21 protein-coding genes and 2 pseudogenes are annotated in these 25051 nt (G+C 73.7%); 15 read left to right on the top strand and 8 right to left on the bottom strand.

Translation table 11 applies throughout. The features are described from left to right. The first annotated feature begins 384 nt into the window (after positions 1-384). Positions 385-3276: a TIM-barrel domain-containing protein gene (locus OHA91_RS02730; protein ID WP_328738476.1), complete on the top strand. Its 2892-nt coding sequence runs from the start codon at positions 385-387 to the stop codon at positions 3274-3276. A gap of 3 nt (positions 3277-3279) precedes the next feature. Here the strand turns inward: OHA91_RS02730 and OHA91_RS02725 are convergent, their stop codons facing one another. Further along, complete coding sequence (locus tag OHA91_RS02725) at positions 3280-3813, bottom strand: DUF6817 domain-containing protein (protein ID WP_328738475.1); 534 nt, start codon at positions 3811-3813, stop codon at positions 3280-3282. 204 nt (positions 3814-4017) lie between these two features. Here OHA91_RS02725 and OHA91_RS02720 point away from each other — a divergent pair, with 204 nt between their 5' ends. Continuing rightward, positions 4018-4926: a LysR family transcriptional regulator gene (locus OHA91_RS02720; protein WP_266495956.1), complete on the top strand. Its 909-nt coding sequence runs from the start codon at positions 4018-4020 to the stop codon at positions 4924-4926. Here OHA91_RS02720 and OHA91_RS02715 read toward each other — a convergent pair. After that, positions 4891-6150, bottom strand: a pseudogene (locus OHA91_RS02715) (MFS transporter); the annotation flags it as partial. The gene OHA91_RS02720 and the pseudogene OHA91_RS02715 overlap by 36 nt on opposite strands. A 38-nt stretch (positions 6151-6188) precedes the next feature. Beyond that, a complete protein-coding gene (locus OHA91_RS02710) occupies positions 6189-6791 on the bottom strand; it encodes a TetR/AcrR family transcriptional regulator (protein WP_328738474.1) in 603 nt (200 codons plus the stop codon). 142 nt (positions 6792-6933) lie between these two features. Between OHA91_RS02710 and OHA91_RS02705 the strand changes: the two genes are divergently transcribed. The 4 genes from OHA91_RS02705 to OHA91_RS02690 all read left to right on the top strand — a co-directional run bounded on the left by OHA91_RS02705 (position 6934) and on the right by OHA91_RS02690 (position 10379). Further along, entirely contained in the window at positions 6934-7194 is a 261-nt protein-coding gene (locus tag OHA91_RS02705; protein ID WP_266495960.1) for a DUF6158 family protein, read from the top strand. Positions 7195-7708: 514 nt separating this feature from the next. Further along, positions 7709-8128 (top strand): hypothetical protein, encoded by a 420-nt coding sequence (locus OHA91_RS02700; RefSeq protein ID WP_328738473.1) that lies wholly within the window; start codon positions 7709-7711, stop codon positions 8126-8128. Positions 8129-8236: 108 nt separating this feature from the next. Continuing rightward, entirely contained in the window at positions 8237-8818 is a 582-nt protein-coding gene (locus tag OHA91_RS02695; protein ID WP_328738472.1) for a TetR/AcrR family transcriptional regulator, read from the top strand. A gap of 37 nt (positions 8819-8855) precedes the next feature. Then, positions 8856-10379, top strand: coding sequence for an MFS transporter (locus tag OHA91_RS02690; RefSeq protein ID WP_266495965.1), 1524 nt, complete (start codon positions 8856-8858; stop codon positions 10377-10379). On the opposite strand, the gene OHA91_RS02685 is transcribed toward OHA91_RS02690, so the two are convergent. Then, positions 10342-11718, bottom strand: coding sequence for a helix-turn-helix domain-containing protein (locus OHA91_RS02685; protein ID WP_266495968.1), 1377 nt, complete (start codon positions 11716-11718; stop codon positions 10342-10344). The genes OHA91_RS02690 and OHA91_RS02685 overlap by 38 nt on opposite strands. A 233-nt stretch (positions 11719-11951) precedes the next feature. Here OHA91_RS02685 and OHA91_RS02680 point away from each other — a divergent pair, with 233 nt between their 5' ends. Together OHA91_RS02680 and OHA91_RS02675 are read left to right on the top strand one after the other, a co-directional pair. Beyond that, a complete protein-coding gene (locus OHA91_RS02680) occupies positions 11952-13262 on the top strand; it encodes a M64 family metallopeptidase (protein ID WP_408059224.1) in 1311 nt (436 codons plus the stop codon). 41 nt (positions 13263-13303) lie between these two features. Next, the gene (locus OHA91_RS02675) at positions 13304-13864 is read left to right on the top strand and encodes a hypothetical protein (RefSeq protein ID WP_328738470.1); all 561 of its coding nucleotides are present in this window, start codon (positions 13304-13306) and stop codon (positions 13862-13864) included. On the opposite strand, the gene OHA91_RS02670 is transcribed toward OHA91_RS02675, so the two are convergent. Next, on the bottom strand, positions 13833-14411 hold the full coding sequence (locus OHA91_RS02670; RefSeq protein WP_266495975.1) for a TIGR03086 family metal-binding protein: 579 nt from the start codon (positions 14409-14411) through the stop codon (positions 13833-13835). The two genes, OHA91_RS02675 and OHA91_RS02670, sit on opposite strands and share 32 nt — an antisense overlap. A 313-nt stretch (positions 14412-14724) precedes the next feature. Here OHA91_RS02670 and OHA91_RS02665 point away from each other — a divergent pair. After that, positions 14725-15240: pseudogene (locus OHA91_RS02665) on the top strand (DUF3291 domain-containing protein); the annotation flags it as partial. Positions 15241-15612: 372 nt separating this feature from the next. On the opposite strand, the gene OHA91_RS02660 reads toward OHA91_RS02665, so the two are convergent. Beyond that, on the bottom strand, positions 15613-15801 hold the full coding sequence (locus tag OHA91_RS02660) for a DUF6381 family protein (protein ID WP_030657858.1): 189 nt from the start codon (positions 15799-15801) through the stop codon (positions 15613-15615). A 149-nt stretch (positions 15802-15950) separates the two neighbouring features. Here OHA91_RS02660 and OHA91_RS02655 point away from each other — a divergent pair, with 149 nt between their 5' ends. The 3 genes from OHA91_RS02655 to OHA91_RS02645 are packed head-to-tail and all read left to right on the top strand — an operon-like array spanning position 15951 to position 19730. Beyond that, entirely contained in the window at positions 15951-16544 is a 594-nt protein-coding gene (locus tag OHA91_RS02655; RefSeq protein ID WP_328738469.1) for a (2Fe-2S)-binding protein, read from the top strand. After that, positions 16541-17590 carry an FAD binding domain-containing protein gene (locus OHA91_RS02650; protein ID WP_328738468.1) on the top strand — a complete coding sequence of 350 codons (1050 nt, stop codon included), beginning with the start codon at positions 16541-16543 and terminating at the stop codon, positions 17588-17590. Before OHA91_RS02655 ends, OHA91_RS02650 begins: the two co-directional genes overlap by 4 nt. A gap of 52 nt (positions 17591-17642) precedes the next feature. Then, the gene (locus OHA91_RS02645) at positions 17643-19730 is read left to right on the top strand and encodes a xanthine dehydrogenase family protein molybdopterin-binding subunit (RefSeq protein ID WP_328738467.1); all 2088 of its coding nucleotides are present in this window, start codon (positions 17643-17645) and stop codon (positions 19728-19730) included. Positions 19731-19775: 45 nt separating this feature from the next. Here OHA91_RS02645 and OHA91_RS02640 read toward each other — a convergent pair whose 3' ends face one another. Next, entirely contained in the window at positions 19776-20549 is a 774-nt protein-coding gene (locus tag OHA91_RS02640; protein ID WP_266496920.1) for a VOC family protein, read from the bottom strand. Positions 20550-20789: 240 nt separating this feature from the next. Here OHA91_RS02640 and OHA91_RS02635 point away from each other — a divergent pair, with 240 nt between their 5' ends. Both OHA91_RS02635 and OHA91_RS02630 read left to right on the top strand, forming a co-directional pair. Beyond that, complete coding sequence (locus OHA91_RS02635) at positions 20790-21776, top strand: isopenicillin N synthase family dioxygenase (RefSeq protein ID WP_266495986.1); 987 nt, start codon at positions 20790-20792, stop codon at positions 21774-21776. Between the two features lie 90 nt (positions 21777-21866). Continuing rightward, the gene (locus tag OHA91_RS02630) at positions 21867-23024 is read left to right on the top strand and encodes an alpha/beta hydrolase family protein (protein WP_328738466.1); all 1158 of its coding nucleotides are present in this window, start codon (positions 21867-21869) and stop codon (positions 23022-23024) included. 14 nt (positions 23025-23038) lie between these two features. On the opposite strand, the gene OHA91_RS02625 is transcribed toward OHA91_RS02630, so the two are convergent. Then, positions 23039-24313, bottom strand: a complete 1275-nt coding sequence (locus OHA91_RS02625; RefSeq protein ID WP_266495990.1) for a sulfite oxidase — start codon at positions 24311-24313, stop codon at positions 23039-23041. A gap of 151 nt (positions 24314-24464) precedes the next feature. Between OHA91_RS02625 and OHA91_RS02620 the strand changes: the two genes are divergently transcribed. Continuing rightward, positions 24465-24998: a GNAT family N-acetyltransferase gene (locus OHA91_RS02620; protein ID WP_030819958.1), complete on the top strand. Its 534-nt coding sequence runs from the start codon at positions 24465-24467 to the stop codon at positions 24996-24998. Positions 24999-25051: the final 53 nt, after the last annotated feature.

The raw sequence follows: 25051 nt of genomic DNA, 5'->3' as shown, positions 1-25051 counted from the left end.
CATGCACTTCGTGGATCTCCCATTTCTGCAGCTTCTGGCTTCGGTCCGCGATTTTGCCCCAGCGACGGGGCCTTGCCGCAAGCCCCCCGGTGCGCTATAAGTTGAGAGTGGCAAGGAGTGGGTTCACCTCCTTGCCTTTCTCGTCCGCTCTGGACGCCCCCCCCCGCAATTTCGTCCCCGTGCATCGACGACCGCCCGTTGCGGCCGCGACCGCCTGGTCACCCGTGGCTTCCGCGCGCCGACGCGAACCTGACGAATGCTCAAAGATGCGTGATGGAGGGCAACTTCGAGCAGCATCCTTCAAAGAACGCCTCCGGGGCGCTATCTTGCCGGGTGCATGCCAAAGAGCTGTGTCCGTTCTCCGGACCGCACGAGGAGCTGCCCATGAGACTGCCCAGCATCCGCAGGAGCCGACGGGCCCCCTTATCCGGGCGGCCGCGCGCACCACGGCGACGGCGCCTGCGCGCCCCGGGCGCCGCCCTGCTCGCCGCCGCCCTCACCGTCGTGGGCCTGGCCGCCGCCGGACCGCTCGTCGCGCCCGCCACCGCCGCCCCCTCCGGGGCCACGGCCACCGCGGGCGACGTCACCGGCTTCACCCGGTCCGGGAACACCTTCACCGTCACGGCCTCCAGCGGCGCCAAGGCCCGCGTGGTCGTCGCCCGCGCCGACATCTTCCGCCTCTGGCTCTCGCCCGACGGGACCTTCACCGACGACCCGGCCGGCTCCGACCTCGCCGTCACCACCGACTTCGGCTCCGTGGCCGCGACCGGCACCGACGCGGGCGCGTACTACCGGATCAGCACGGGTTCCCTCTCCATCCGTGTGTACAAGTCGCCGCTGCGGTTCTCCGTCTACCGAGCCGGTGACACCACCCCCGTCTGGCAGGAGACCCGGCCCACGAGCTGGACCGGCAGCCGCACCACGCAGTACCTCGCCCGCGGCGCGGACGAGCAGTTCTACGGAACCGGCCTGCGCCTCGGCGAGTGGGCGCTGCGCGGCAAGACCGTCCCCATCGCGGTCGACAACAAGTGGCGCGAGAACGACAACGCCAGCCCCGCCCCCTTCTACATGTCCACCAACGGCTACGGCGTCATGCGCAACACCTGGGCCCCGGGCTCCTACGGATTCAACGCCCCCACCACCCTCGCCCACGACGAGAAGCGCTTCGACGCCTGGTACTTCACCGGCGATACGCTGAAATCCGTGCTCGACGCCTACACCGACGTCAGCGGAAAGCCGTTCATGGCACCGATGTGGGGCTTCGAGCTCGGCAACGCCGACTGCTTCAACGCCTCCAACCCCGACTACCAGGGCGACCACGGCCGTCCCCGCCACCAGACCACGCCCGATGTCGTCGGCTACGCGGCCGACGCCCGCGCCGCCGACATGCCCTCGGGCTGGTTCCTCCCCAACGACGGCTACGGCTGCGGCTACACCGCACCCCTGAAATCGACCGTCGACGCCCTGCGGGCCAAGGGCTTCCAGACCGGCCTGTGGACCTCGACCGGCCTCGGTTCCATCGCCGACGAGGTGGGCACCGCCGGCAGCCGGGGCGTGAAGACCGACGTGGCGTGGATCGGCAGCGGCTACAAGTACGCCTTCGACGGGGTGCGGCAGGCCGTCGAAGGGATCGAGAAGAACTCCGACGCCCGCCGCTTCGTGTGGACCGTCGACGGCTGGTCGGGCACCCAGCGCAACGCCGTCGTCTGGACCGGCGACACCTACGGCACCTGGGACGACATGCGCTGGCACGTCCCCGCCATCACCGGCGCGGGCCTCTCCGGCCTCAACTACGCCGCCGGTGACGTCGACGGGATCTTCGGCGGCAGCCCCAAGACGTACACCCGCGACCTCCAGTGGAAGGCCTTCACCCCCGCCTTCATGACCATGTCGGGCTGGGGCGCGGTCAACCCCTCCGCCGGCTACCACGACAAGCAGCCGTGGCGGTTCGCCGAGCCGTACCTCTCCGTCAACCGCAAGTACCTCCAGCTGAAGATGCGGCTGATGCCCTACCTCTACACGATGAGCCGCGTCGCCCACGAGACGGGCGTCCCCAGCACCCGCGCCATGGTCCTGGAGTACCCCGACGACCCGGTGGCCCGCGGCAACGCCACCAGCGGCCAGTTCATGGCGGGCGATTCCCTCCTCGTCGCGCCCGTCGTCTCCGACACCACGGTCCGGGACGGCATCCACCTGCCGGCCGGCACCTGGACGGACTACTGGACGGGCCGCACGTACGCGGGCCCCGGCCGGCTCGACGGGTACCAGGCGCCCCTCGACACCCTCCCGCTGTTGGTCAAGGGCGGAGGCATCGTGCCGATGTGGCCGCAGATGAACCACACGGGGGAGAAGCCCGTCTCCACCCTCACCTACGACATCCACCCGCGCGGCGCCTCCTCCTTCAGCCTCTACGAGGACGACGGCCGCACCCGCGCCCACGAGTCGGGCGCCTACGCCCGCCAGCAGGTCGACGTCACCGCGCCGACGGCCGGCACCGGCACGGTCACCGTCTCCGTCGGCGCCCCCACCGGCAGCTACGCCGGCAAACCGGCCTCCCGAGGCTACGAGTTCACCCTCCACGTGGCCTCCGCCCCCACCTCCCTCGCGGTGGACGGAGCCGCCGTGCCGCGCCTGGCCTCCAAGGCCGCCTACGACTCCGCGGCGTCCGGCTGGTTCTTCGACCCGGCGGACCGCGCGGGGATCCTCTGGGTCAAGACCGGTACCAAGGCGGGCGCGTTCACCCTCTCGGCCGCCGGCACCACCGTCCCTGCCGCCGAGCCCCTGCCCGCCTCCTCCGCCCCGATCGACAGTGCGGGCTGGTCCCTGGTCCGCGCCGACAGCCAGGAGACCGCCGCCGAGAACGGCGCTGCCGTCGGCGCCTTCGACGGCAACCCCGCCACGATGTGGCACACCGCCTGGTCCTCCGGCACGCCCGCGGCGCTCCCGCACGAGATCCAGATCGACCTCGGCGCCCGGTACACGATCGACGGCCTCGGCTACCTCCCCCGCCAGGACGGCGGCGTCAACGGCAGGATCGGCGGCTACGAGGTCCATGTCCGCGACACCGCCGCGGACTGGGGCGCGCCGGTGGCGAGCGGTACCTTCGCGGACACCGCCGCCGCCAAGACCACGGCCCTGTCCCCGAAGACCGGCCGCTACCTCCGCCTCAGGGCCCTGACCGAGGCCGGCGGCCGCGGACCCTGGACCAGCGCCGCGGAGATCACCCTCACCGGCCGGGCGGCCGCGGCACCGACGTACACCGCTCCCGACCGCTGATTCCTACCCGTCGCCGAGCACGGCCCGGCACTCCCGCCGGGCCGGCTCACTGAGCAGATCCCGCAACCGGCCGAACAACGAGAGGAGTTCGCCGCCCCACGCCTCCCGGAAGGCGGGATCGATCCACGCCAGGTCGAGTTCGTTGGCGGCCGTCAGCTCGGCCAGATCCCGCCGCGGCCGCTCCGAGGGGGAGTGGACCCGGCCCGTGAACCGGTCCCGGAAGACCGCCTCCGCACGGTCGAGCGTCGGATACGACGCAGCCCGGTCGCAGGCGGCGTAGAGGTACACGAGCGACTCGGCCTCCTCACCGATCACCTCGGCCAGCTCCGCGCGGCGGGCGAGTGGCAGCAGAGCGGTGGGAAATCCGTCGGTGCCGTAGAACGCGTGGCACAGGCCCGCCCGTTGCAGGGCCGGCCGCGCACCCCACGACGCGAGCAGCCCCCGTACGCGCTCCAGGTGCAGCAGGAGCGTCCCGCCGGGGTGGGCGACGTCCTGCGCACCGAGCTCCCGCAGCCATGCGACGGCGCGCTCCGACATGGAACCTCCCCGGGATCGGGATCAGGGATCGGGTTGGCGGGGGTGGTGGGTCGGCACCCGTCCATGCCTTTCGCCGGGAGTCCGGACCCCGTGGCGAAGGCGGGGACGGGTTGCCGCCCGGGCCCTGCACCGATCTTGATCCACCCCAAAACCCAAGTCAATCCTCCGGTTTACTCCCCACATCCAAGGAATATCTTGGGTCTCATGACCCTCGACGACCTCCGCGTGTTCGTGGCCGTCTGCCGCGCCGGCAGCCTCAGCGCCGTCGCACGCGACCTCGGCTGCACCCAGTCCGCCGTCAGCCAGCACGTCCGCCGCCTGGAGAAGCAGACCGGCACCGGCCTCCTGGAGCGCCACGCACGCGGCGTCGTGCCCACCGAGGCCGGCCGGATCGTCCAGGCGGCCGCCGCCGACGGTATCGCCGGCCTCGACGGCGCCCTGCGCCGCGTGCAGGACCTCGTACGGGGCGGGGGCGGCGCCGTGCGCGTCACCACCGGCGCGACGACCGTGCGGCACTTCATGTCCGAGGCCGTCGTCTCCTTCCGCCGCAGCCACCCCGGGGTGAGCCTGGAGTTCCAGACCGAGAACTCCAGCCGCAGCTGCTTCGACGCCCTGGCCGCCGGTGACCTCGACCTCGCCTGGATCACCATCGGAGCCCCCGTCCGGGGCATCGAGCAGCGCCCCGTCATGGAACTGCCCTGGGTGCTCGCGGTCGGCGCCGACGACCCCCTCGCCGGCCGGGCCGACCTCACCCCCGCCGACCTCGCCGGCGTCCGCCACATCCGGCTGCCGGAGAACTCCGCCTCCCGCGCCCACCTCGACGCCGCCCTCGCCGAGCACGGCATCCACGTGCGCTCCGACACCAGCGTGGCCGACTGGGACACCGCCCTGCTGCTCGCCGAACTAGGCCTGGGCCACGCCGTCGTGCCCGCGCTGCCCGGCTGGCAGGTCCCCGGCTCCGACGGCCCGCTGCGCCTGGTGCCCGTCCCCGCCCTGCCGCCGCTCGCCGTCGGCTGGGCCGTCCGCCGCTGGGCCGCCCTCGCCCCGCCGGCCCTCGTCTTCGCCGACGAGGTCGCCCGCAGCTGCCGGGCGCGCGCCGCCGGGCAGCAGTGACGCCGCGGCCAGGCCGGCCGCGGCCAGCACGGCCAGGGCCACCAGCGCCGGCCCGTGCACCCCGGCGCTCGCGGCGACCGCGATGCCCAGGGCCGGACCCACGTTCATGGCGGTCTGCTTGAGCCCGCCGACGACCCCGGCGTACCCGGCCGGGGCCTCCCCGACCACCGCCCCGGTGGCCGTGACCATGACGGTGGTGAATCCGGCGCCGAGCACCGCGAAGGCCGGCCCCGACGCGGAGCCCAGCCCCGCGATCCCGGCGACGGCCAGCGCCGTACCGGTCAGCGCGGTCCGGCGCGGCCCGAACCGGCGCAGCGCCATCCCCGCCACCGGAGCCCCCGCGACCATCACCGCCGTCAGCGGCAGCACCCGCAGTCCGGTGTCGAGCGGGTCCAGCCCCTGGACGTCCTGGAGCCGGAACGTCGCCGTGAACAACGCCCCGAACATGCCAGCGGACACCACCAGCAGCAGGGCCACGGACGCCGTCACCGCCCGGGCCCGGGCCACGACGGGCGGTACGAGGGGCAGCGCGGAACGCCGTTCACGGCGTACGAACAGGGCGGCGAGCCCGGCGGCGCCCGCACACCCGAGCAGCGTCGGCGCTCCGGTCCACCCGTACTCCGGTACGCCGACCAGCGCGTGCACGAACACCGCGAGGGCGGTGGCGAGCAGGGCCGCGCCACCGAGCGCCGGCCGCCCCGTCTCCGCGCGCGGCGGCGCGGGGGCCCGTACGGCGAGCGTCAGCGCCGCGATCACCACGGCGACGGGCACGTTGAGCACGAACACGGCCCGCCAGTCCCACTGGGCGGCCAGCAGACCGCCCAGCAGCGGACCGGCCGCAGCGGCCGCGCCGATCGCGCTGGTCCGCACGGCGACGGGTGTGGCCAGCCGCTCGGGCGGATACGCCAGCCTCAGCAGCGCCAGCGTCGCCGGCTGCAGCAGCGCACCGAACACGCCCTGCACGGCACGCAGTGCGATCACCCAGCCCACGCCGGGCGCGAACACGATGCCCGCCGAGGCCGCGGCGAACCCGAGCACGCCGACGAACAGCAGCCGGGCGTGCCCGTACCGGTCGCCGAGCCGTCCGGCGAGGACCAGGAACGCGGCCACCGCCAGCAGGTAGGCGGTACTGGTCCACTGGACCTGCGCGACGCTCGCCCCGAGGTCGTGGCTCAGGCTCGGCTGGGCCACCGTCAGCACGGTGCCGTCGAGCGCGACGAGCATCGCGCCGGCCACGCTGACGAGCAGTGATATCCGCTGCCTCACGCCGGGACACCCCCGAGGTGCGCGTCGACGGCGGCGTCGACCAGCCGTTCGACGCCCACGGCCGGGTCCTCGCCGAGGACCAGGGGCAGGCTGCCCCAGCGCCACAGCTGTGCCACGCCGTGCAGGTTCGCCCACAGCGCGGCGGCGGTGACGGAGGGTTCGGCGGCCCCGCACCGGCCGACGAGCGCGACGAGGAGGGCGAACAGCGGGAGCGTCGACTCCCGCAGCCGCGGCTCGTCCGAGGGTGCCCGGCCGGCACTGTCCAGCAGGTCGTGCCGGAACATCAGCGCGAACATCCCGGGGTTCTCCAGCGCGTAGCCGACGTAGGCGCACCCGATCGCCCGCACCCGTTCCCGCGGCGGCGACTGTGCCGCTGCGGCCTCCAGGGCGGCGACGCGTCCGGCGAGATCGGCGAAGCCGCGCCGGGCGATCGCCGACAGCAGGGAGTGGTGGGTGGGGAAGTAGCGGCGCGGCGCCCCGTGCGAGACGCCCGCCCGGCGGGCGATCTCCCGCAGCCCGAGGGCGCCGGTGCCCCCGCTCGCGACGAGCTCCGCACCGACGTCGATCAGCCGTTCCCGCAGGGGTCTCTCCTGGTCCATGGACCCTTGTCTACCAGCGCGAGTAGACAGTGTCTACGCGTCGGCCGGTGGTCGGGCCGGGGCTGCGGCCGCTGACGGGACGTGCGGCGCGGTGCGGAGGATGATGGAGTGGGCGGGGGCCGGAGGAGGAGGTGCACGTGCCATGACGGAGCACGACGGCGGTCCGTCGGCGCGGAAACTGGAGGAAGGCCGGCTGCTCAAGGAGCTGGAGGCCATCCACCGCACGCGCCACGAGACCCTGTTGCACGGGTCCGACGACGCCCTGGTCACCCATACGAAGCGGATGAACGAGCTGGAGCACGAGTACGTGCGCCGCCATCCGCAGCGGGCCCAGACCGCCTCCCGCACCCGCTCGGGCGCCCGCGCCCGCGCCGACGGCGAGCACAAGGAACAGCCCATGTGATCATGGGGCGTTACGTTCCTTCGCCCGCGAGGTGATTTTTGACGCAGGTGGCACTGCGGCCCTACGCACTGTTGCCTCGGCAGTACGACGAACGGAAGGTCCTGGCCTCCACGGTGGACGCGTGGGGCAGGGCCCTCTGGCTGATCTGTACTGACGCGCGGTTCCCGTCCAGGCCCTACGGCGGGCGTTCCGCGGAGCCGCTCGCCCTGCCCTTCGACGCCCTGCTCGTCACCCGTGACGGCGACGCGGTCCGCGAGCGCATCCTGCACGACGTGGCCGTGAACCCGAGGGACCTGGAGGCTCTGCCCGGGGGCGGTCTCGTGGTGCACGGTTTCCGGGGGGCCGACCGCCGCAACGGCCAGCTCTTCGGCCGGAACGGCCGGCCCCGGCGGAGATTCGGCATGGGCACCCATGTGATCCAGCTGGTCGCGGACCGCCGGGCCGCCCTGTGGACCCTGCACGGAGAAGAGGGCATGTACGGGGACGACCCCCTGAGCGTGGACGCCGTCGCCCGGTGGGACGGTGCGGGCAACAGCACGGCTTCCGTCATTCGCCGGGCGCCCGCTTCTACCTCGAGGCCGACGCGATCAACGTCACGGACTCCGAGGTCCGGGTCGTGGACTGCTACGACCGCGCCCTCGTCGAGCAGCGGATCGGCGATCCGCCGCGCATCCGGTCCCTGCCGATCCGCGGCATTCGCGGCCTCGCGGTGAGCGACCAGCGCCTGCTGCTCCTCGGCGGCCCCGAGGGGCGGGGGCGGCTCCACCACTGCCGCCTGACCGACGACGGGGCGGTGATCACCGGGCAGGGTGAACTCGTCTGGCCCAACGGCGATCCCGTGCGCCGCTACAGCCGTCCCATCGGCCGCGGCCCCCACCTCTACCTGCGCAACCCCCGGTCCATGCGGATGTGGCACGTGCTGAGCGTGCCTTAGGGGTGCGGTGGTGCGGTTCAGCGCTCTTCGCGGAAGTCGGCGCCAAAGTGGGGTGTCTTTGCCTCGGATGAGACAATCTTGTATCGTTCGAGGCGAAGGAGGCTCGACATGGTGAACGAAGAAGAACTGCTCGACGGTGCGGCCCGCGTCCTCGCCGGCGATCACAGCGCCTCGATGGTGCAGATCGCAGCCGGCATCGGGACCAGCCGCGCCACGCTGAGCCGCCGCTACGCGACCCGCGAAGCCCTGCTGAAAGCCGTCGCGGTCCGGGCGATCGAGGTGGTCGACGGCTGCCTGGCCCCGCTCGACCTGGCGCAGAACGCCGACGCCGACGCCTTCGACGCCGCCCTCGAGGAACTGGTCGTCGCGCTGATGCCCGCCGCCCACCTCTACGGCTTCACCTCACGCGACGCCACCGTGCTCGCGGACCCCGCCTTCCGGGCCGGCGTGGACCGCCAGGACCAGCGGGCCCTCGCCTTCCTCGCCCTCGGCCAGCGGCTGGGACGGCTGCGCGCAGACCTCCCGCCGTACTGGATCTGGTACTCCCTCTGGGGACTCCTCGACGCCGCCGCCGAAGGCGTACGGGACGGGCACCTCGCCCCCCGCCAGATCGGCCACCTGGTCCTGACCTCCTTCCTCAGCGGGACGCGGCCCCTCGCGCGGCCCCCCGCCGGTGCCCCCGCACCCTGACCCGCACGTCACCGCGCACAGACCTGAACGGAACCCCATGCACACCCCCGCGCCGGACCCCCGCAGGTGGATCGTCCTGGCGATACTCTCCGGCAGCCTCCTCCTCATCTCCATGGACACCACGATCCTCAACGTGGCCTTTCCCTCGCTCGTCGGCGACCTCCAGCCCGGCGCCGTACAGCAGCTGTGGATCATCGACGTCTACGCGCTCGCCCTGTCCGGCCTGCTGGTCACCGCAGGTGCGCTCGGAGACCGCTGGGGCCGCAAGCGGCTGCTCATGGCCGGCTTCGGCATCTTCTCGGCCGCCTCGCTCATGGCCGTGTTCGCCACCGAGGCCTGGCACCTGATCGCGGCCCGCGCCCTGCTCGGCATCGGCGGCGCGGCCATCATGCCGGCCACCGTCTCGATCCTGCGCACCGTCTTCACCGACGCCAAGGAGCGCGCCTTCGCCCTCGCCGTCTGGGCGGCCGTCTTCGGCGGCGGCATGGCCTTCGGCCCGGTCGTCGGCGGCCTCCTGGTCCAGGACCACGGCTGGCACTCCGCCTTCCTCCTCAACCTGCCCGTCGCCGCCGTCATCGTCGCGGCCGGCCTGCGCTACCTGCCCGAATCCCGCTCCCCGCGCAGCACCGGAAAGTGGGACTGGTGGGGCGTAGGGCAGTCCGTCGTCGGCATGCTCGCCCTCGCCGGCGGCATCAAGCAGCTCGGCAAGAGCGGCGTGGCCCACCCCCTGCCCTGGGGGCTGCTCCTCGTCGCGGCCGTCGCGCTGACCGTCTTCGTCCGCCGCCAGACCAGGCTCGACAACCCCCTGCTCCAGGTACGGCTGTTCGCCAAGCCCGCCTTCAGCGTCGCCGCCACCGCGATCTTCCTGCCCATGGTGGGCATGGGCGCGATCCTCTTCCTGGTCACCCAGTGGTTCCAGTACGGCGAGGGCTACACCCCGCTGGAGGCCGGACTGCGCCTGCTGCCGGCCCCGCTCGCCCTGATCGCCGCCTCGATGGTCGCCCCCTCGCTGATGCAGCGCTTCGCGATCCGCCACGTGCTCGGCGCCGGACTCGTCGTCCTGGCCACGGGCATGGCCCTGCCGTGGACCCTCCAGCAGTTCACCGACCTCGGCTACCCGGCCTTCGCCGCCGCCCTGACCGTGATGGGCCTGGGCGCCGGCATCGCCACCACGGTGGCCTCGGTGACGCTGGTCTCCGCCGCGCCCGCCGCCGAGGTCTCCAGCGCCGCCGCCATCGAGGAGACCTGCTACGAGCTCGGCTCCGCCATGGGCGTCGCCGTTCTCGGATCCACCGCGGCCGCGCTCTACCGCGGCAACCTGCCCACCCTCGAACTGGACGGGCCCACCGCGGCCGCCGCACGGGACTCCGTCGGCGAGGCCGCGCACATCGCCGAACGGCTCGGCGGCGCCGTGGGCCAGGCCCTGCTCGACACCGCCTCGCACGCCTACACCCTCGCCATCACCCCGGCGTTCCTCATGGCGGGCGGCCTCGCCGTCGCCGCGGCGGCCACGACCTGGGCGCTCATTCCGCGCGATCTGCGTCCCACCGAGAACCACTGACCCGGGCGGGCCGGAACGCGGCCGAGGGTGCCGGGCCCAGGGTGGTGGTGCCCGGCGCCGCCCGGTGCCCCAGACCCGTGCGGTACGCGTCCATGGCCGCCTCGACCCGGCCCGTACGCCGCAGCAGATCGCCCAGGAGCCGGCACAGGTCGGCGAGATCGCCCGTCGCCCCGCTGCGCTCCAGCAGCGCCAGCGCCTGGACGTAGTGCTCCTCGGCGGACTCCGTCTCACCGCGCTCCTCGGCCATCAGGCCGAGGAGCCGGTGCGCGCCGCCGGCGTGCACGGCGCCGTGGCTGTTGCCCAGCTCCAGCAGCGCCGCGAGCAGCCCCGCGGCCTCCTCGTGCCGGCCCAGCCGGCGCAGTACGTCCGCCAGCTCCACCTCCACCTGGGCCGTGTAGAGGCCGGCCCGCCGGGCCGACAGCATGTCCCGGGCCGTGCGCAGCTCCCGCTCGGCCGTACCGAGTTCACCGTTCTGCGCCAGTACGTAGCCGCGCATCCAGTGGCAGTGCGCCAGATCCGTGCGCAGCTGCAGGTGGCCGTAGATCGCCTGCGCCTTCGCCAGGGAGGCATCGGCGTCGGCCATCCGCCCCTCGGCGAGGAAGGTCCGCGCCACCTGCCGGTGCATGCCCGCCACCAGCGCCGGATCGCTGACCTGCGGTGCCAGGGCGAGCGCGAGCTCCGCCGAGTGGGCGGCGCGCGCATGGGCGCCCATGTCCATGTACGGCCCGATCACCGCGGCGTGCAGCAGGACCAGCGCGTCGGGATCGGCCAGTCCGCTCGCGCCCAGCTCGTCGATGGCGGACTCCAGGAGGTAGCAGGCGTAGCGCAGCTCGCCGGCGAGCAGGTGCGCCACGGCCCGGCCGCGCAGGGGCCGGGCGCGGCGCGGTAGCGGTTCGTCGGCCAGGAGGCGTTCGGCCTCCTCGAAGTGGCCGATCGCGGCGGGCAGTTCACCGGACTCGAGCGCGCACTCGCCGAGGCCGAGCCGGGCCTGCGCCTGCTCGGGGACGAGCCCGAGTTCCTCGGCCTCGGCGAGCAGGCCGCGGTAGCGCACGGCGGCCTCGTCGGCCGCGCCCGTGGCGAGCGTGCGCTGCGCGTCGGTGAGGGCGAGCCGCAGCTCGGTAGCCAGGTGGGCGGGGCGTCCGGTGGCCAGCTCCTCGTACGACGTGCCCAGGCGGCCGGCGAGGAAGCGCAGCGCGGTCTCGGAGGGGCGCACCTTGCCCGACTCCAGGGTGGAGACGTAGGCCGAGGTGTAGGACGGGTGCGCCAACTGCTTCTGGGTCAGCCCGCGTTCGACGCGCATGCGCTGAACCCTGCGACCGATCTCGCCCGGTTCGTCCATGGAATCCCCCCTGGTTGCTCGAACTCCACAGTATTCAGCCGGAGTACGCCATTGCGCACCTCCCGCGCTCCGCCTAGTTTAAGCAGCCGATTCAGTGCGCTTATCAATCCGCTTAACTTCCTTTCCCGGGGGAGGACTTCATGGATCCGGTCACAGGCACCGTCATCAGACGGGCGGTACGGCCTCCGGCGCGGCGTCCGGCCGCGCGTACGACGCTCAGGGCCGCGCTCGCGATGGTCTGCGCGAGCGCGGCGCTCGTGGCGGCAGGCCCGGCGGGCCCGGCGGACGCTGCGGACGGCCCGGCCAGGACCCGGGTGGAGGTCGAGATCCCCGGGCCCGAACAGGGCGGCGACGCCGGATCCGGGCACGCCCTGGTACCGGCGGCCGGCAGCCCCGCGAAGAGCGCGGGCCGGCTCACCGAGGCCGAGCGGTCGGCCGACGGCGAGGTCACCAAGATGATCGACAACGGCTCCACCGCGGACCGCCTCGACGTCGTCGTCATCGGCGACGGCTACACCGCGGCCGAACTGCCGCGCTTCCACGCGGACGCCGAGCAGAAGTGGGCCGAGGTGGCCGCCGTCGAGCCGTACACCACGTACCGCGGCCTCTTCAACGTCTGGACGGTCGACGCGGTCTCCCGCGAATCGGGCGTCTCCGGCGATCCCGACCCGGCCACGGTCCGCGACACCGCCCTCGGCTCGTACTTCTGGTGCGGGGACATCGAGCGGCTGCTCTGCATCGACCAGCCCAAGGTCGACGCGTACGTGGCGAAGGCGCCGGAGGCCGACCTGGTCATCGTCCTGGCCAACAGCGCGAAGTACGGGGGAGCGGGCTACAACGAGCCCAGTGCCGCCCTCGGCTACGAGGGGATATCGACCGCGTCGGCCGGCCACCCGAAGTCCGGCCAGGTCGCCATCCACGAGACGGGCCACTCGCTGGGCAAGCTCGCCGACGAGTACTTCTACCCGGGCGTCCCGGACTACGAGAAGTACACCGGGCCCGAACCCGGCGAATCCAACAGCTCGGGCCTGACCGCCGACCGGATGGCCGCGCAGCGGGCCAAGTGGTACCGGTGGCTCGGAGAGGAGTCGCCCGACGGCGGCACGGTCGGGGCGTACGAGGGCGGCAACTACTACGTGACGGGGCTGTACCGGCCCACCGACAACTCCCTGATGCGGGTCCTGGGCAAGCCCTTCAACCTGCCCGGCGTCGAGGCGATGATCGCCGGGTTCTACCAGCACGCGCGGATCGCCACGGCGGTCACGCCGACGGACCGGACCCTGCGGCTGCGCAACAAGGCGAAGGTGGCCGTCCCGAGGCTGTCCGGCGCGGACGGCCGCCAGCTCGTGGTCCGCTGGTACCTGGACGGCAGGGAGCTCAAGCTGTTCGAGGGCCGCACCGAGGTGTCGGTGGCGGAACTGTGGCTGTTCGACCTGCGGACCCACCGCCTGTCGGTGACGGCCGAGGACCGCACACCGTCGGTCCGCGACCCGAAGACCGTCCGCACGCTCCGCTCCACGGTGGAATGGAAGGTTCGGCTGTAGGAGGCTCCCGGGCCCTTGCCGCCCCCGTCCAGGCTGGTCCGATGAACACGTTCCGTGGCACTGACGGCCGGCACCTGGAGATGACCAACGGCGGCACGGCGGTGTTCGTGGACGTACTGGTGCTCGCCGTTTCGACGCTGGCCCGCGAGCCCTGGGACTTCCGCTTCGCCGCCCTGCTGACGCTCCAGGACCAGAACGTGATGGGGCGCGGGGTGGTCGGCTTCGGTCTCGCGGAGCTCGACTTGGGGGACGCGCCGCAGGAGCGGGCCGCGGCCAAGGGCTTCCTGCTGCGCGTCCTGGACCTGGCGCTCTCCCGCCACCGGTGGGACGAGCTGACGTACGAGCCGGCCCGGGCCGAGGGGTACTCGCGCACGTACCGGGCCATGGTGGAGGCGTTCGACCCGGAGACGGCGGGCGCGGAGACGGCGGGCGCGGAGACGGCGGTGCGTACGGCGGCCGGCCCGGGCGGACCGCCCGGGCCGAACCAGGCCGCGATGGCCTCGTGCACGGCTCACCGGGTGCTGGACGCGCTCCCGTTCTGGGAGGGGTGCGTGTTCTGCACCGGAGGGGTCAGCGCGACCAACGGGGGTCCCGCCCGGTGAACGCGAGGAGCTTCTCCGCGCGGCTCGCCCCCTCCGGGAGGACCAGCGGCGGCGCGTACTTGCCGAAGGAGTCGCGGACGAAGTCGACGATCCTCGCCGCGATGTCCTCCAGGGCCTCGGCCATCTCCTCGGTCAGCGGCAGGTCCTGACCGGTGGCCCGGGCGATGTCCCAGGCGTGGATGCCGGCGTCGAGCGCCGCGGCGGCCGTGCCGACATCGGCGGGCATCGGCCCCATCGGGGTGGGCACGCTCTCGTCGTCCCTCCTCGACTCCCACGCCGCGGCGGTTGCCTCCAGCACCGCCGCCAGTTCCGCGACCGGGTCGCCGGCCGTCGCGTCCTCGGGCTCGAATGGGTCGCTCTCGGGGGCTGCGCCCGTGATCTGCATGACCAGCGCCTGCTGGTCCAGGCGCGCGTGGTTCAGTACCTGACGCACCGTCCACTCGGTGCACGGCGTCGGATCCGCCCACGCTTCGGCGGGGACGCCGCGGACGGCGGTGAGCAGGTAGTCGTGTGCGTCAGCGAGCAGTTTGAAACCGTCGACGGTCATCGTCGGCCCTCCCGTGGTTCCGGCATCGGACCGCCACCATAGATCGGCTCCGGGCGGGCCGCAGTGCCTTTCGGCCGGTGCCGCCCGGGCTTGTGGCCATGGGCCGTCCTCTTCCGCCCCGGCCCTCGAAATGACCGCTGCACGAGGCCACTTGGACCGGGAAAACGCAACTTCGACACGGCCCGCAGAGGCAGCTACCTTCACCTGGTCTTCGGCGATCGCGAACGGCGGCGCAGGGGTTCCTCCAGGCCCTCGCCCCGTGCCCAAGCCACCGAACGGCGTCCACACCAGGCCCCCCATCAGGGAGAGACGCATGCCCCGACTTGCTCTGTACACATTCGGCGTCCTGAAGTCACCTCTCGCCGACCCCGGACCCCTCACGCGCGAGTTCTACGACTGGGGCGAGGCCGTCTACCGGAAGATCAGTCAGCACCCCGGACACCTCGCGCGTGCCGAAGCGGCAGACGGTGACCGCGGCATGCTCTTCGGGGCGGACTGGGGTGCATGGGGAGAGTTCGCCGTACCGACCTGGTACGGCAAGGGCCGTACGGTGGAAACCACCGCCCTGGCCACGACGCTCTCACTCTGGACCGACCTGCGCCCCGCCTTCGACGCCGTCTACACCGGTCTGCACCGTGCGGCGCTGAACAGGCGTTACGACTGGTTCGAGAGGACAGGGCACCCGAACCACGTGTGCTGGTGGGTCTGCGACGGCGTGATACCCACCTGGCAGGACGGGGTTTCCAGGCTGGAGCACCTCCACGACCACGGCTCCGTGCCGCACGCCTTCACCTTCCACCGCTCGTTCACCCCGAACGGAACTCCGACCGGGTCGACTCTGCGCCACGGCGGATCCGCTGAAGCTGCGCGCACGTGGAGAGGGACCGCCGTTGAGGCGTACGCAGATGTCGAGTTCGGCGGGCCCGTCGGGGAGGCCGCGGTGGCCGACGCCGAGCGGCAGCGGTTCGCCTTCGTCCGCACCCCCGAACGGGACGACATCTTCGTGTGGGAGCACGAGGACGACAGTCGGCGCTGGGTCGCCCGGGACCTGCGGGACTACCTCGGCCGGTCCCTGGCCGACGGCGGGGACGACTGGTACCAGTAGCCGCACCCGCCGCACCCGCACGGCGGCCGGTGGCCGCGGCGAGGGGGATCGGGGCGGACACCGGCCGGTGCGCGGTGAGTACGGGGAGGGCGCGGGCTACATGGGGTCCATGCCCCGGTCGTCCATCCGGCTCTCCTGCTCGCTCTGCTCCTGGAGACGGCGGGCCTTCTCCTTCAGCCGGCGGCGCTCCTCCGGATCGGTGGACCGCTCGGCGGCCTCGTTCAGCTCCTTGGCCTTCGTGCGCATCTGCTGGGACCGGCCGCGGGACTCGCCTGAAACGCTCATGATCGCTCCTCGGATCAGTGGGGGAGAGCGGGCGGATTCAGCGAACCAGCACTGCCGTACACCCGCATCTCGAACCGTCACCGAAGGTGATCCGCCGCGAATGGCCGTCCGCGGATGCCGGACCCGGCGCCGTCGGAGAACCTGTGGAGGTGAGCCGAACCGACCCCACCGAGCACGCCGCACCCGCCACCAGCAGCCCCGTCACCCTTCGGGTCAACGGCACCGAGCACGTCGTGGGCGCCGACCACCGCGTCACCCTCCTCGACCTGCTGCGCGAACACCTGGGCCTCACCGGGCCGAAGAAGGGATGCGACCACGGCCAGTGCGGTGCCTGCACCGTGCTCCTCGACGGGCGGCGGGCCAACAGCTGCCTGCTCCTGGCGGTCGCCCAGGACGGCGCGGAGGTCACCACGGTGGAGGGCCTCGCCGCCACCGCCCCCGGAGGCGGCCCGCACCCGCTCCAGCGGGCCTTCCTCCGGCGCGACGCCTTCCAGTGCGGCTTCTGCACGCCCGGCCAGCTGTGCTCCGCCGTCGGGGCGCTCGCCGAGGCCGCCGCCGGCCACCCCTCGGCCGTCACCTCCGCCGAAGCCCTCGCCGAGCCCGGCCGTCCGGTGGAGCCGACCGCGCCGGAGATCAGGGAACGGCTCAGCGGCAACCTGTGCCGGTGCGGCGCCTACCCGGCCATCGTCCGGGCCGTGGCCGACACCGCGGCCGCGGTCGTGCCCGCCGGCGGCGCCGCATGAAGCCCTTCGGCTACGTCCGGGCCGGCAGCCTGCGCGAGGCGACCGGGGCCTACGCCGCCCACCCGGACCCCCGCTACCTCGGCGGCGGCACCAACCTCGTTGACCTCATGAAACTGGGCGTCGAAACCCCCGCCACCCTCATCGACATCTCCCGGCTGCCGCTGGACGCCGTGGAGGAGCGGTCCGGCGGCGGCCTGCGCCTCGGAGCCACCGCCCGCAACAGCGACGTCGCCGCCCACCCCCTCGTACGGACCCGCTACCCGCTCGTCGCCCGGGCCCTGCTCGCCGGCGCGTCCGGCCAGCTGCGCAACATCGCCACCACCGGCGGCAACCTGCTCCAGCGCACCCGCTGCCCGTACTTCCAGGACGTGTCCAAGGCCTGCAACAAGCGGCGGCCGGGCACCGGCTGCGCCGCCCGGGACGGCGTCCACCGCGAACACGCCGTCCTCGGGCACTCCGCGCACTGCATCGCCACCCACCCCTCCGACCTGGCCGTGGCCCTCGCCGCGCTCGACGCCGACATCGAGCTGTACGGCGGCGGTGACGGCGACGCGGGCGACGGCACCGGCGCCACCGGCGGCATCCGGACCGTCGCCGCCCAAAGCTTCCACCGGCTGCCAGGCGACCATCCCGAGCAGGACACCGTCATCCGCCCCGGGGAAATCCTCACCGCCGTGCTCCTGCCCGCCCCCGTGCCCGGCGCCGTCTCCCTGTACCGCAAGGCCCGCGACCGGGCCTCCTACGCCTTCGCACTGGCCTCGGTCGCCGCGGTCCTCGACCTCGACCCGGCAACCGGCCGCGTACGGCACGTCGCCCTCGCCTTCGGCGGGCTCGCCCACCGGCCCTGGCGGGCCACCACGGCCGAGCAGGAGCTGACCGGGGCCGTCCTCGACACGGGCACCGTCCGGCGAGCGGTCGACGCCGAACTCGACCGGGCCAGGCCCCTGCGCGACAACGCCCACAAGGTCGTCCTCGCCCGCAACCTCGCCCGCGACGCGCTCGCCACGCTCGCGGAACTCGCCGCGACCTCCCGCCGTGCACCGTAGAGCCGCGCAACCGTAGCGCTGCCGGCCGCCACATCCAGGACAGGAGCAGGTCATGCCCGCGCACACCGCCCTCGGCACCGCCGCCGTCCGCGCCGAGGGCCCGGACAAGCTCACCGGCGCCGCACGCTACGCCGCCGACCACACCCCGCCCGGCTGCGCCTACGCCCGCCCCGTCCCCGCCACCGTCCCGCGCGGCCGCGTCAGCGCCGTGGACACGGCCGCGGCCCTGCGCCTGCCCGGCGTCCTCGCCGTCCTCACCCCGTACGACGCGCCCCGCCTCGGCCCGTCGGACGACGCCACGCTCCAGGTCCTCCAGGACACCGCCGTCCCGCACCACGGCTGGTACGTGGCCCTCGCGATCGCCGATACCCCGGAGGCCGCCCAGGCCGCCGCCGAAGCCGTACGCGTCGACTACGCCACCGAACCCCACGACGTGCTCCTGCGCGAGGACCACCCCGGCGCACGCACCCCCGAGGAGGCCAACGGGTTCCCCGCCCACCGCGAACGCGGCGACCCCGACGCGGCCCTCGCCGCCGCCCCCGTACGGATCGAGCGCACCTACACCGTGCCGCCGCTGCACAACCACCCGATGGAGCCGCACGCGGCCACCGCCCTCTGGGACGCCGAGGCCGGCCGGCTGACCGTGTACGACTCCAGCCAGGGCGCCGGCACCGTCCGCACGGTGCTCGCCTCCCTCTTCGGCCTGCCGCAGGACCGGATCACCGTCGTCTCCGAACACGTCGGCGGCGGATTCGGCTGCAAGGGCACCCCGCGCCCGCACGTCGTCCTGGCCGTCATGGCCGCCCGGCACACCGGACGCCCCGTCAAACTCGTCCTGCCGCGACGCGACCTGCCGGCCGCGGTCGGGCACCGCGCCCCCACCGTGCAGCGGATCGGCCTGGGAGCGCGCCGCGACGGCACCCTCACCGCCTACACCCACACGGTCACCACCCACACCTCCCGCGTGGCGGAGTTCGTCGAACCGGCCGCCGTCCCCGGCCGCGTCATGTACGCCGTCCCCGACAGCCGCACCACCCACCGGGTCGTCGCCCTCGACGTGCCCACCCCTTCCTGGATGCGGGCCCCCGGGGAGGCCCCCGGCATGTACGCCCTGGAATCGGCCATGGACGAACTGGCCGACGAGCTCGGCATGGACCCCATCGAGCTGCGGATCCGCAACGAGCCCGCCGCCGAGCCGGACAGCGGCCGCCCCTTCAGCAGCCGCCACCTCGTCGAGTGCCTGCGCGAGGGTGCCGAACGGTTCGGCTGGGCCTCCCTGCGCACCCCGCGCCGCGACGGACCGCTGCTGGCCGGGGTGGGCGTGGCCGCCGCCACCTACCCCGTCTGGATCGGCCCCTCCACCGCCCGGGCCCACGCCCGCCCCGACGGCAGCTACCTCGTCGAGATCGACGCCACCGACCTGGGGACCGGCGCCCGCACCGTCCTCGCCCAGGTGGCCGCCGACGCCCTGGGCGTGCCCCTCGCGTCCGTGACGGCCGCCATCGGCAGCACCGGCCTGCCCCCGGCCCTGCTGGCCGGCGGCTCCGCCGGCACGGCCTCCTGGGGCTGGGCGGTCCACGATGCCTGCACCGCGCTCGCCGCCCGGCTGGCCCGCCACCGGGGTCCGCTGCCGCCCGGGGGGCTGTCGGCGTCCGCCGACACCACGCAGGCCGCCCAGCGCAAGTTCCCGTACGCCCGCCACGCCTTCGGTGCCCACTTCGCCGACGTACGCGTCGACACGGTCACCGGGGAGGTGCGCGTGCGCCGCATGCTCGGCGTGTACGCGGCCGGCCGCATCCTGAACCCGGCGACCGCGCGCTCCCAGTTCGTCGGCGCCATGATCATGGGCCTGGGCATGGCCCTGACCGAGCACAGCTCCGTCGACCCCGTCCACGGCGATTTCACCGAGTGCGACCTGGCGTCCTACCACGTGCCCGCGCACGCCGACGTGCCCGACATCGAGGCGCACTGGATCGACGAGGACGACCCGCACCTGAACCCGATGGGCGGCAAGGGCATCGGCGAGATCGGCATCGTCGGCGTGGCCGCCGCGATCGGCAACGCCGTCAGCCGCGCCACGGGCCGCAGGCTGCGCGAACTGCCCCTCACCCCGGACCGGGTCCTGGCCGCCCTCGGCTGACGGGCGCCCCGAACACCGCCCGGCCGGTGCCGCCCGCGCGGACGGTCAGTACAGGCCCGGCCGGGCGAGGTCCTCGTCCGAGTCCGCCCCGACCTCGGTGGTCAGCGTGAAGAGCGCCCCGTCCGGGTCGCGGAGCGTCACCCACCGCTCCGTGGCGTTCGAGGTGATGTCCGAGACCATGCGGCCCCCGAGCATGACGGCCGCCTCGATCGCCGGCCGGAGCCTGGGCACGCGGAAGTGCACGTGCCAGCGCGGCCGGGTGTGCGGCGAGTAGGAGGCGAGCTCGACGGGACCGCTGTTCAGGCGGGCCACCGGTTCGCCGTTCTGCCGCAGGACGACCTGGTCCTCCTCGTAGGAGACCGCGCAGCAGCCCGGGCGGTCGGTGGCCCATTCCAGTACCGCGCCGTAGAACATCGCCGCGTCGAGCGCGTTCCTGGTCCTCAGTTCCAGCCAGGCCGGCAGCGGACCCTTGCCGGCCCGCCAGTCCGCGGCCACATTGCCCTCCCAGATCCCGAAGACGGCACCGTCCGGGTCGGCGACGAGGGCCGCGCGGCCGCCGGACTCGAAAGACACCGGACCGACCGCGATGGTGCCCGTCCGCTCCCGGATGCGGTCCACCGCCACGTCGGCGTCGTCCACGGCGAAGTACGGGGTCCACGCCGCCGCCACCCCCAGATCCGCGGCCAGCGCCCCGATGCCCGCCACCGGGACCCGGTCGCGGAAGGCCACCGAGAACGCGTCGCCTAGCCGGGCCGGCCGGAACCGCCACCCGGCCACCGCACGGTAGAAGCGCTGGGCCGTTCCGAGGTCGCGCGTCATCAGGCTCACCCAGCACGGCGCCCCGAAGACCTCCCGCGTCGAAATCTCCACCGCACGCTCCGTCCCTGAGGCACCCGTCGTTCCATTCTGGTCCTTATCGTGACGATCATCGCGGTCGGCGGCCGTCGATGCGCACACAAAGTGGCCGAGATTCACTTTCCGTGTCGATCCCGTCCGGTCGCGCGCAGCGATAGCCTCGGTCCCGGACACCACCGCGCAGCGTCGGAAGGCAGGTCTCCCATGGCCGGATCCCAGGTTCCCGTGATCGATCTCGGGCCGTGGCGGTCCGGCGGCCCGCAGGCGCGCGCCCGTACCGCCGCGCGCGTCGACGAGGCCCTGCGCGCGGCCGGATTCCTGCTCGTGACCGGCCACGGCGTCGACCCCTCGCTCCCGGCCCGGATCCGGGAGGCGGCCCGCACGTTCTTCCGGCTGCCGGCCGCCCTGAAGGAGCCGTACGCCGTCACGGTCGGCGGCCGGGGCTGGCTGGGCCCCGGGGCGGAGGCCAACAGCTACGCCGAAGGCACCGCCTCGCCGCCCGACCTCAAGGAGTCCTGGTCCTTCGCGGCCGACGAACCGACCGGCGACCCCGCCGTGGACGCCGAGTGGTACCGGCCCAACACCTGGCCGCAGGAGGTGCCGGAGCTCCGGCCGCCGGTGACGGAGTACCTGGCCCGGATGCGGGCCCTCTCCGACGAGCTGCTGGAACTCCTCGCCACCGCCCTCGGACTCGCCGAGGACCACTTCACGCGCCACACCGGACACCCCACCTGGGGCTTCAACCTCAACTGGTACCCCGGCACCGAGACCGTCGGCACACCCCTGCCGGGCCAGTTCCGCATCGGCGCCCACACCGACTTCGGCACGGTCACCGTCCTCGACCGGCAGCTCGGCTCGGGAGGCCTCCAGATCCACACCGACGCCGACGGCTGGCAGGACGCACCCTTCGACCCGGCCGCGCTCACCGTCAACATCGGCGACCTGATGGCCCGCTGGACCGGCGACCGCTGGCGGGCCGGCCGCCACCGCGTACTGCCCCCGCCCGCAGACACCCCCGCCGAGGAACTGATCTCGCTCGTCTACTTCTACGAATGCGACGCGCACACCCGGGTGGAATCCCTCCCCGCCCCCGTCGGCCGGGTGGTCCACGACCCCGTCGACTCCCACACCTACCTGAGGGACAAGCTCCAGGCCATCACCGTCCCCGCGGGTACTAATACTTCGGAGTGACGCGGGGCGCGGAGCCCTCCCCCCGGGGGTACGGCCGGATCCACCGGCAAGATGACGACCCGCCAGGCCGCGGTGCATAGCGTCGCTTCCATGACTCGACGCCGAACAGCCGCCGCCGCCTTACTCGCCCTGCTCCTGCCGATCCCGCTCGCCGCCGCCGGCACCGCCGTCGCGGCGGACGCCCCGGCCGCGTCCGAACGCAGCCGCACCGCGGTCGAACTCCCTCGCCCCACCGGCCGGTTCGCGGTCGGCCGGGAAGACCTGCACCTGGTGGACCGCAGCCGGACCGACCCGTGGGCAGGATCGGGGCCGCGCGAACTGATGGTCACCATGCGCTACCCGGCGCGCCGCGACACCGGCACCGCCGCGCGCTACCTCACCCGCGAGGAGGCCCGGCTGCTGCTCGTCGACAAGGGACTGGACCAGGCCATTCCCGTCGAGACCCTGACCGGTACCGCGAGCGCCTCCCGGACCGGCGCCCGCCCCGTCGCCGGCCGGTACCCGCTGGTCGTCCTCTCGCCGGGCTTCACCGTCCACCGCGCCACCCTCACCGCGCTCGCCGAGGACCTGGCCTCCCGCGGCTACGTCGTCGCCGCGGTCGACCACGCGTACGAGAGCGTCGGCACCGCCTTCCCCGGAGGCCGCGTCCTCACCTGCCTGGCCTGCGACAAGGCCCAGCAGACCGGCATGCAGGCGGTCAGCGACAACCGCGCCCGCGACGTGTCCTTCCTGCTGGACCGCCTCACCGGACCCCACCCCGCCTGGCGCCACGCCGGCATCGTCGACCGCGGCCGCATCGCGATGGCGGGCCACTCCATCGGCGGGGCCTCGGCGATCGCCGCGATGGCGACCGACCCGAGGATCCGCGCCGGGGTGAACATGGACGGCGGCAACGCCACGCCCGTACCCGCCGCCGGACTCGGCGGCCGCCCCTTCCTGCTCCTCGGCGCCCAGGACCGCGGCCCCGGCGGCAACGCGAGCTGGGACCGGGACTGGCCGCAGCTCGACGGCTGGAAGCGCTGGATCACCTTCGACGGGTCGGGCCACTTCACCTTCAGCGACTTCCCGTCGATCGGCCAGCAGCTGGGCCTCGACGACCCCGAGGCCCCGCTGCCCGGCGACCGCTCCGTCCAACTGACCCGCCGCTACGTCGGCGCCTTCCTCGACCGGCACCTGCGCGGTGAGTCCCGGCCCGTCCTGGACGGCCCCTCCGCCGACGCGCCGGAGGTCCGCTTCCACACCCCGTAGGCGCAGGGGGAGGGTCAGACCACCGTGACGGGGTGGCGCACCACCGCGTCGAAGAGATAGCCCTGCGTGTTGTGGACCGCCGTCTCCGGCTGGGTGCGCCCGGCCCCGTCGCTCGCCCGGGCCAGCAACGCGGTCGCACCCGTCGTCCGCGGCGTCCACGGCACCGACCAGCGCACCCAGCCGCCCCGCCGCGGGGAGTCGTGCATCCGGGCACGCCGCCAGTGACCCCCGCCGTCCGTACTGACCTCGACACGGGTCACAGGGGCCGCGGCGGACCACGAACGGCCCGTCAGCAGCCGCGTCCGGTGCACGGGAACGGTGGCGCCCAGCTCCAGCTCGAAGGCGCTCTTGAGGGTCTGCCGGGTGAGCGGGGCGCTGCCCTCCGCCGGGTGCCCCGGCCCGAACAGCCGGTACATGTCGGTGTTCCACGGCGAGTACAGCGCCTCGCCGCTCACCTCGATGTCACCGACCCACTTGATCGACGAGATCCCCACCCAGTCCGGGACCACCAGGCGGACCGGGCCGCCGTGGTCGGGCGGCAGCGGGCGCCCGTTCATCTCGTAGGCGAGCAGCACGTCGTCCAGTGCCTTCGTCACCGGAAGCGGACGCCGCACCCGGCCCAGGTTCACCCCGTTCGCCACCACCTCGTCGTCCAGCCCGCGCGGCAGGACGTCGACCGCGCCCCGGGTCACGCCCGCCAGCCGCAGCACGTCCGACAGCCGGGCCCCGCGCCAGTGGGCGACACCGATCGCGCCCAGGGTCCAGGCCGTGCCGGAGACCGGCTGGCCCTGCTGCGTGGAGTAGAAGCTCCGGCCGTTGCCCGCGCACTCGATGAACAGCGTCCGCTCGACCGCCCGCAGGGCCCGCAGGCGCTCGTACGAGAACTCCACCGGGGCGCCCGCGAGCCCGTCGCCCCACACCTTCAGCCGCCACGTCCCGGCGTCGATGCGCGGGGTGGAGGTGTGGTTGCGGACGAAGAACCGGTCGATCGGGGTGAGATGGCCCGTGCCCCGGAACGAGGCGAAGTTCGCCTCCGCGTTCGTCCCGCGGATCGTGAACAGCTCCGGCGGCAGCGGCTTGACGATGCCCGGCGCGGCGTCCGCCCCCGCGGCCGGGGCGGCAGCGGCCGTACCGCCCCCGGCCACGCCCAGGGATCCGGCCGCGGCCCCCACCGCGAACAGCTTCAGCAGGTCGCGGCGGTCCACTCCGGCGGAGCGGGCGCGGCCGCGGGCCCACTGCCGCAGGCGCGTGCGGTCGTAGTGGCTTTCGTCCGACATGTCGAGCGGCATGGCAGGGTCACTCCTCGGTCGTGGTTCCCGACGGACCGTAGGGGTCCGGGGCGAACCGCGGAAAGCTTCCCCGGCGGATGGCCATGAACCCGCAACACAGCCGCAACGGCCGATTACCGCTGGTCCGGCGAATTTCGGCAGGATGTGGGACATGACCGAGATCCGTACCCCCCGCCTCCTCCTCCGCCTCTGGACCGACGACGACCTCGTCCCCCTTTCGGAGATCCACGCCGACCCCGAGGTGATGCGCTGGATCGGCGACGGCTCCACCCTCGGTCTCGACGAGACGGCCGAGGCGATCGAGCGCTGGGAGGAGGAGTGGGACGAGGAGGGCTTCGGGCTCTTCGCCGTCGAGCTCCTCGGCTCCGGCGAGCTCATCGGGGCCGTCGGCCTCTCGGTCCTCGAGGACCTGCCGGACGCCCGGGCCGACGTGCAGATCAGCTGGCTGCTCGGCCGGCAGTACTGGGGCCAGGGCTACGCCTCCGAAGCCGCCCACGCCACCTTGGAATTCGCCCTCCAGGACCGCGGGCTGGACCGCGTCGTCGCCGTCAGCCGCCTCGGCGACACCGCCTCCGAGAACGTGATCCGCAAGCTGGACATGGTGCGCGAACGCGAGACCACCGACCCCCGCCACGGACACGCCGTGGAGATCCACGGCATCGACCTCACGGAGTACGAGGGCTAGGGCTCCCGCATCAGCCGATCGGACGACCCCGGGGTCGTCCGGTCCGCCCGACG

The organism is Streptomyces erythrochromogenes, assembly GCF_036170895.1.
GTDB lineage: Bacteria > Actinomycetota > Actinomycetes > Streptomycetales > Streptomycetaceae > Streptomyces > Streptomyces erythrochromogenes.
This window is presented reverse-complemented; position numbering and strand designations above follow the sequence as displayed.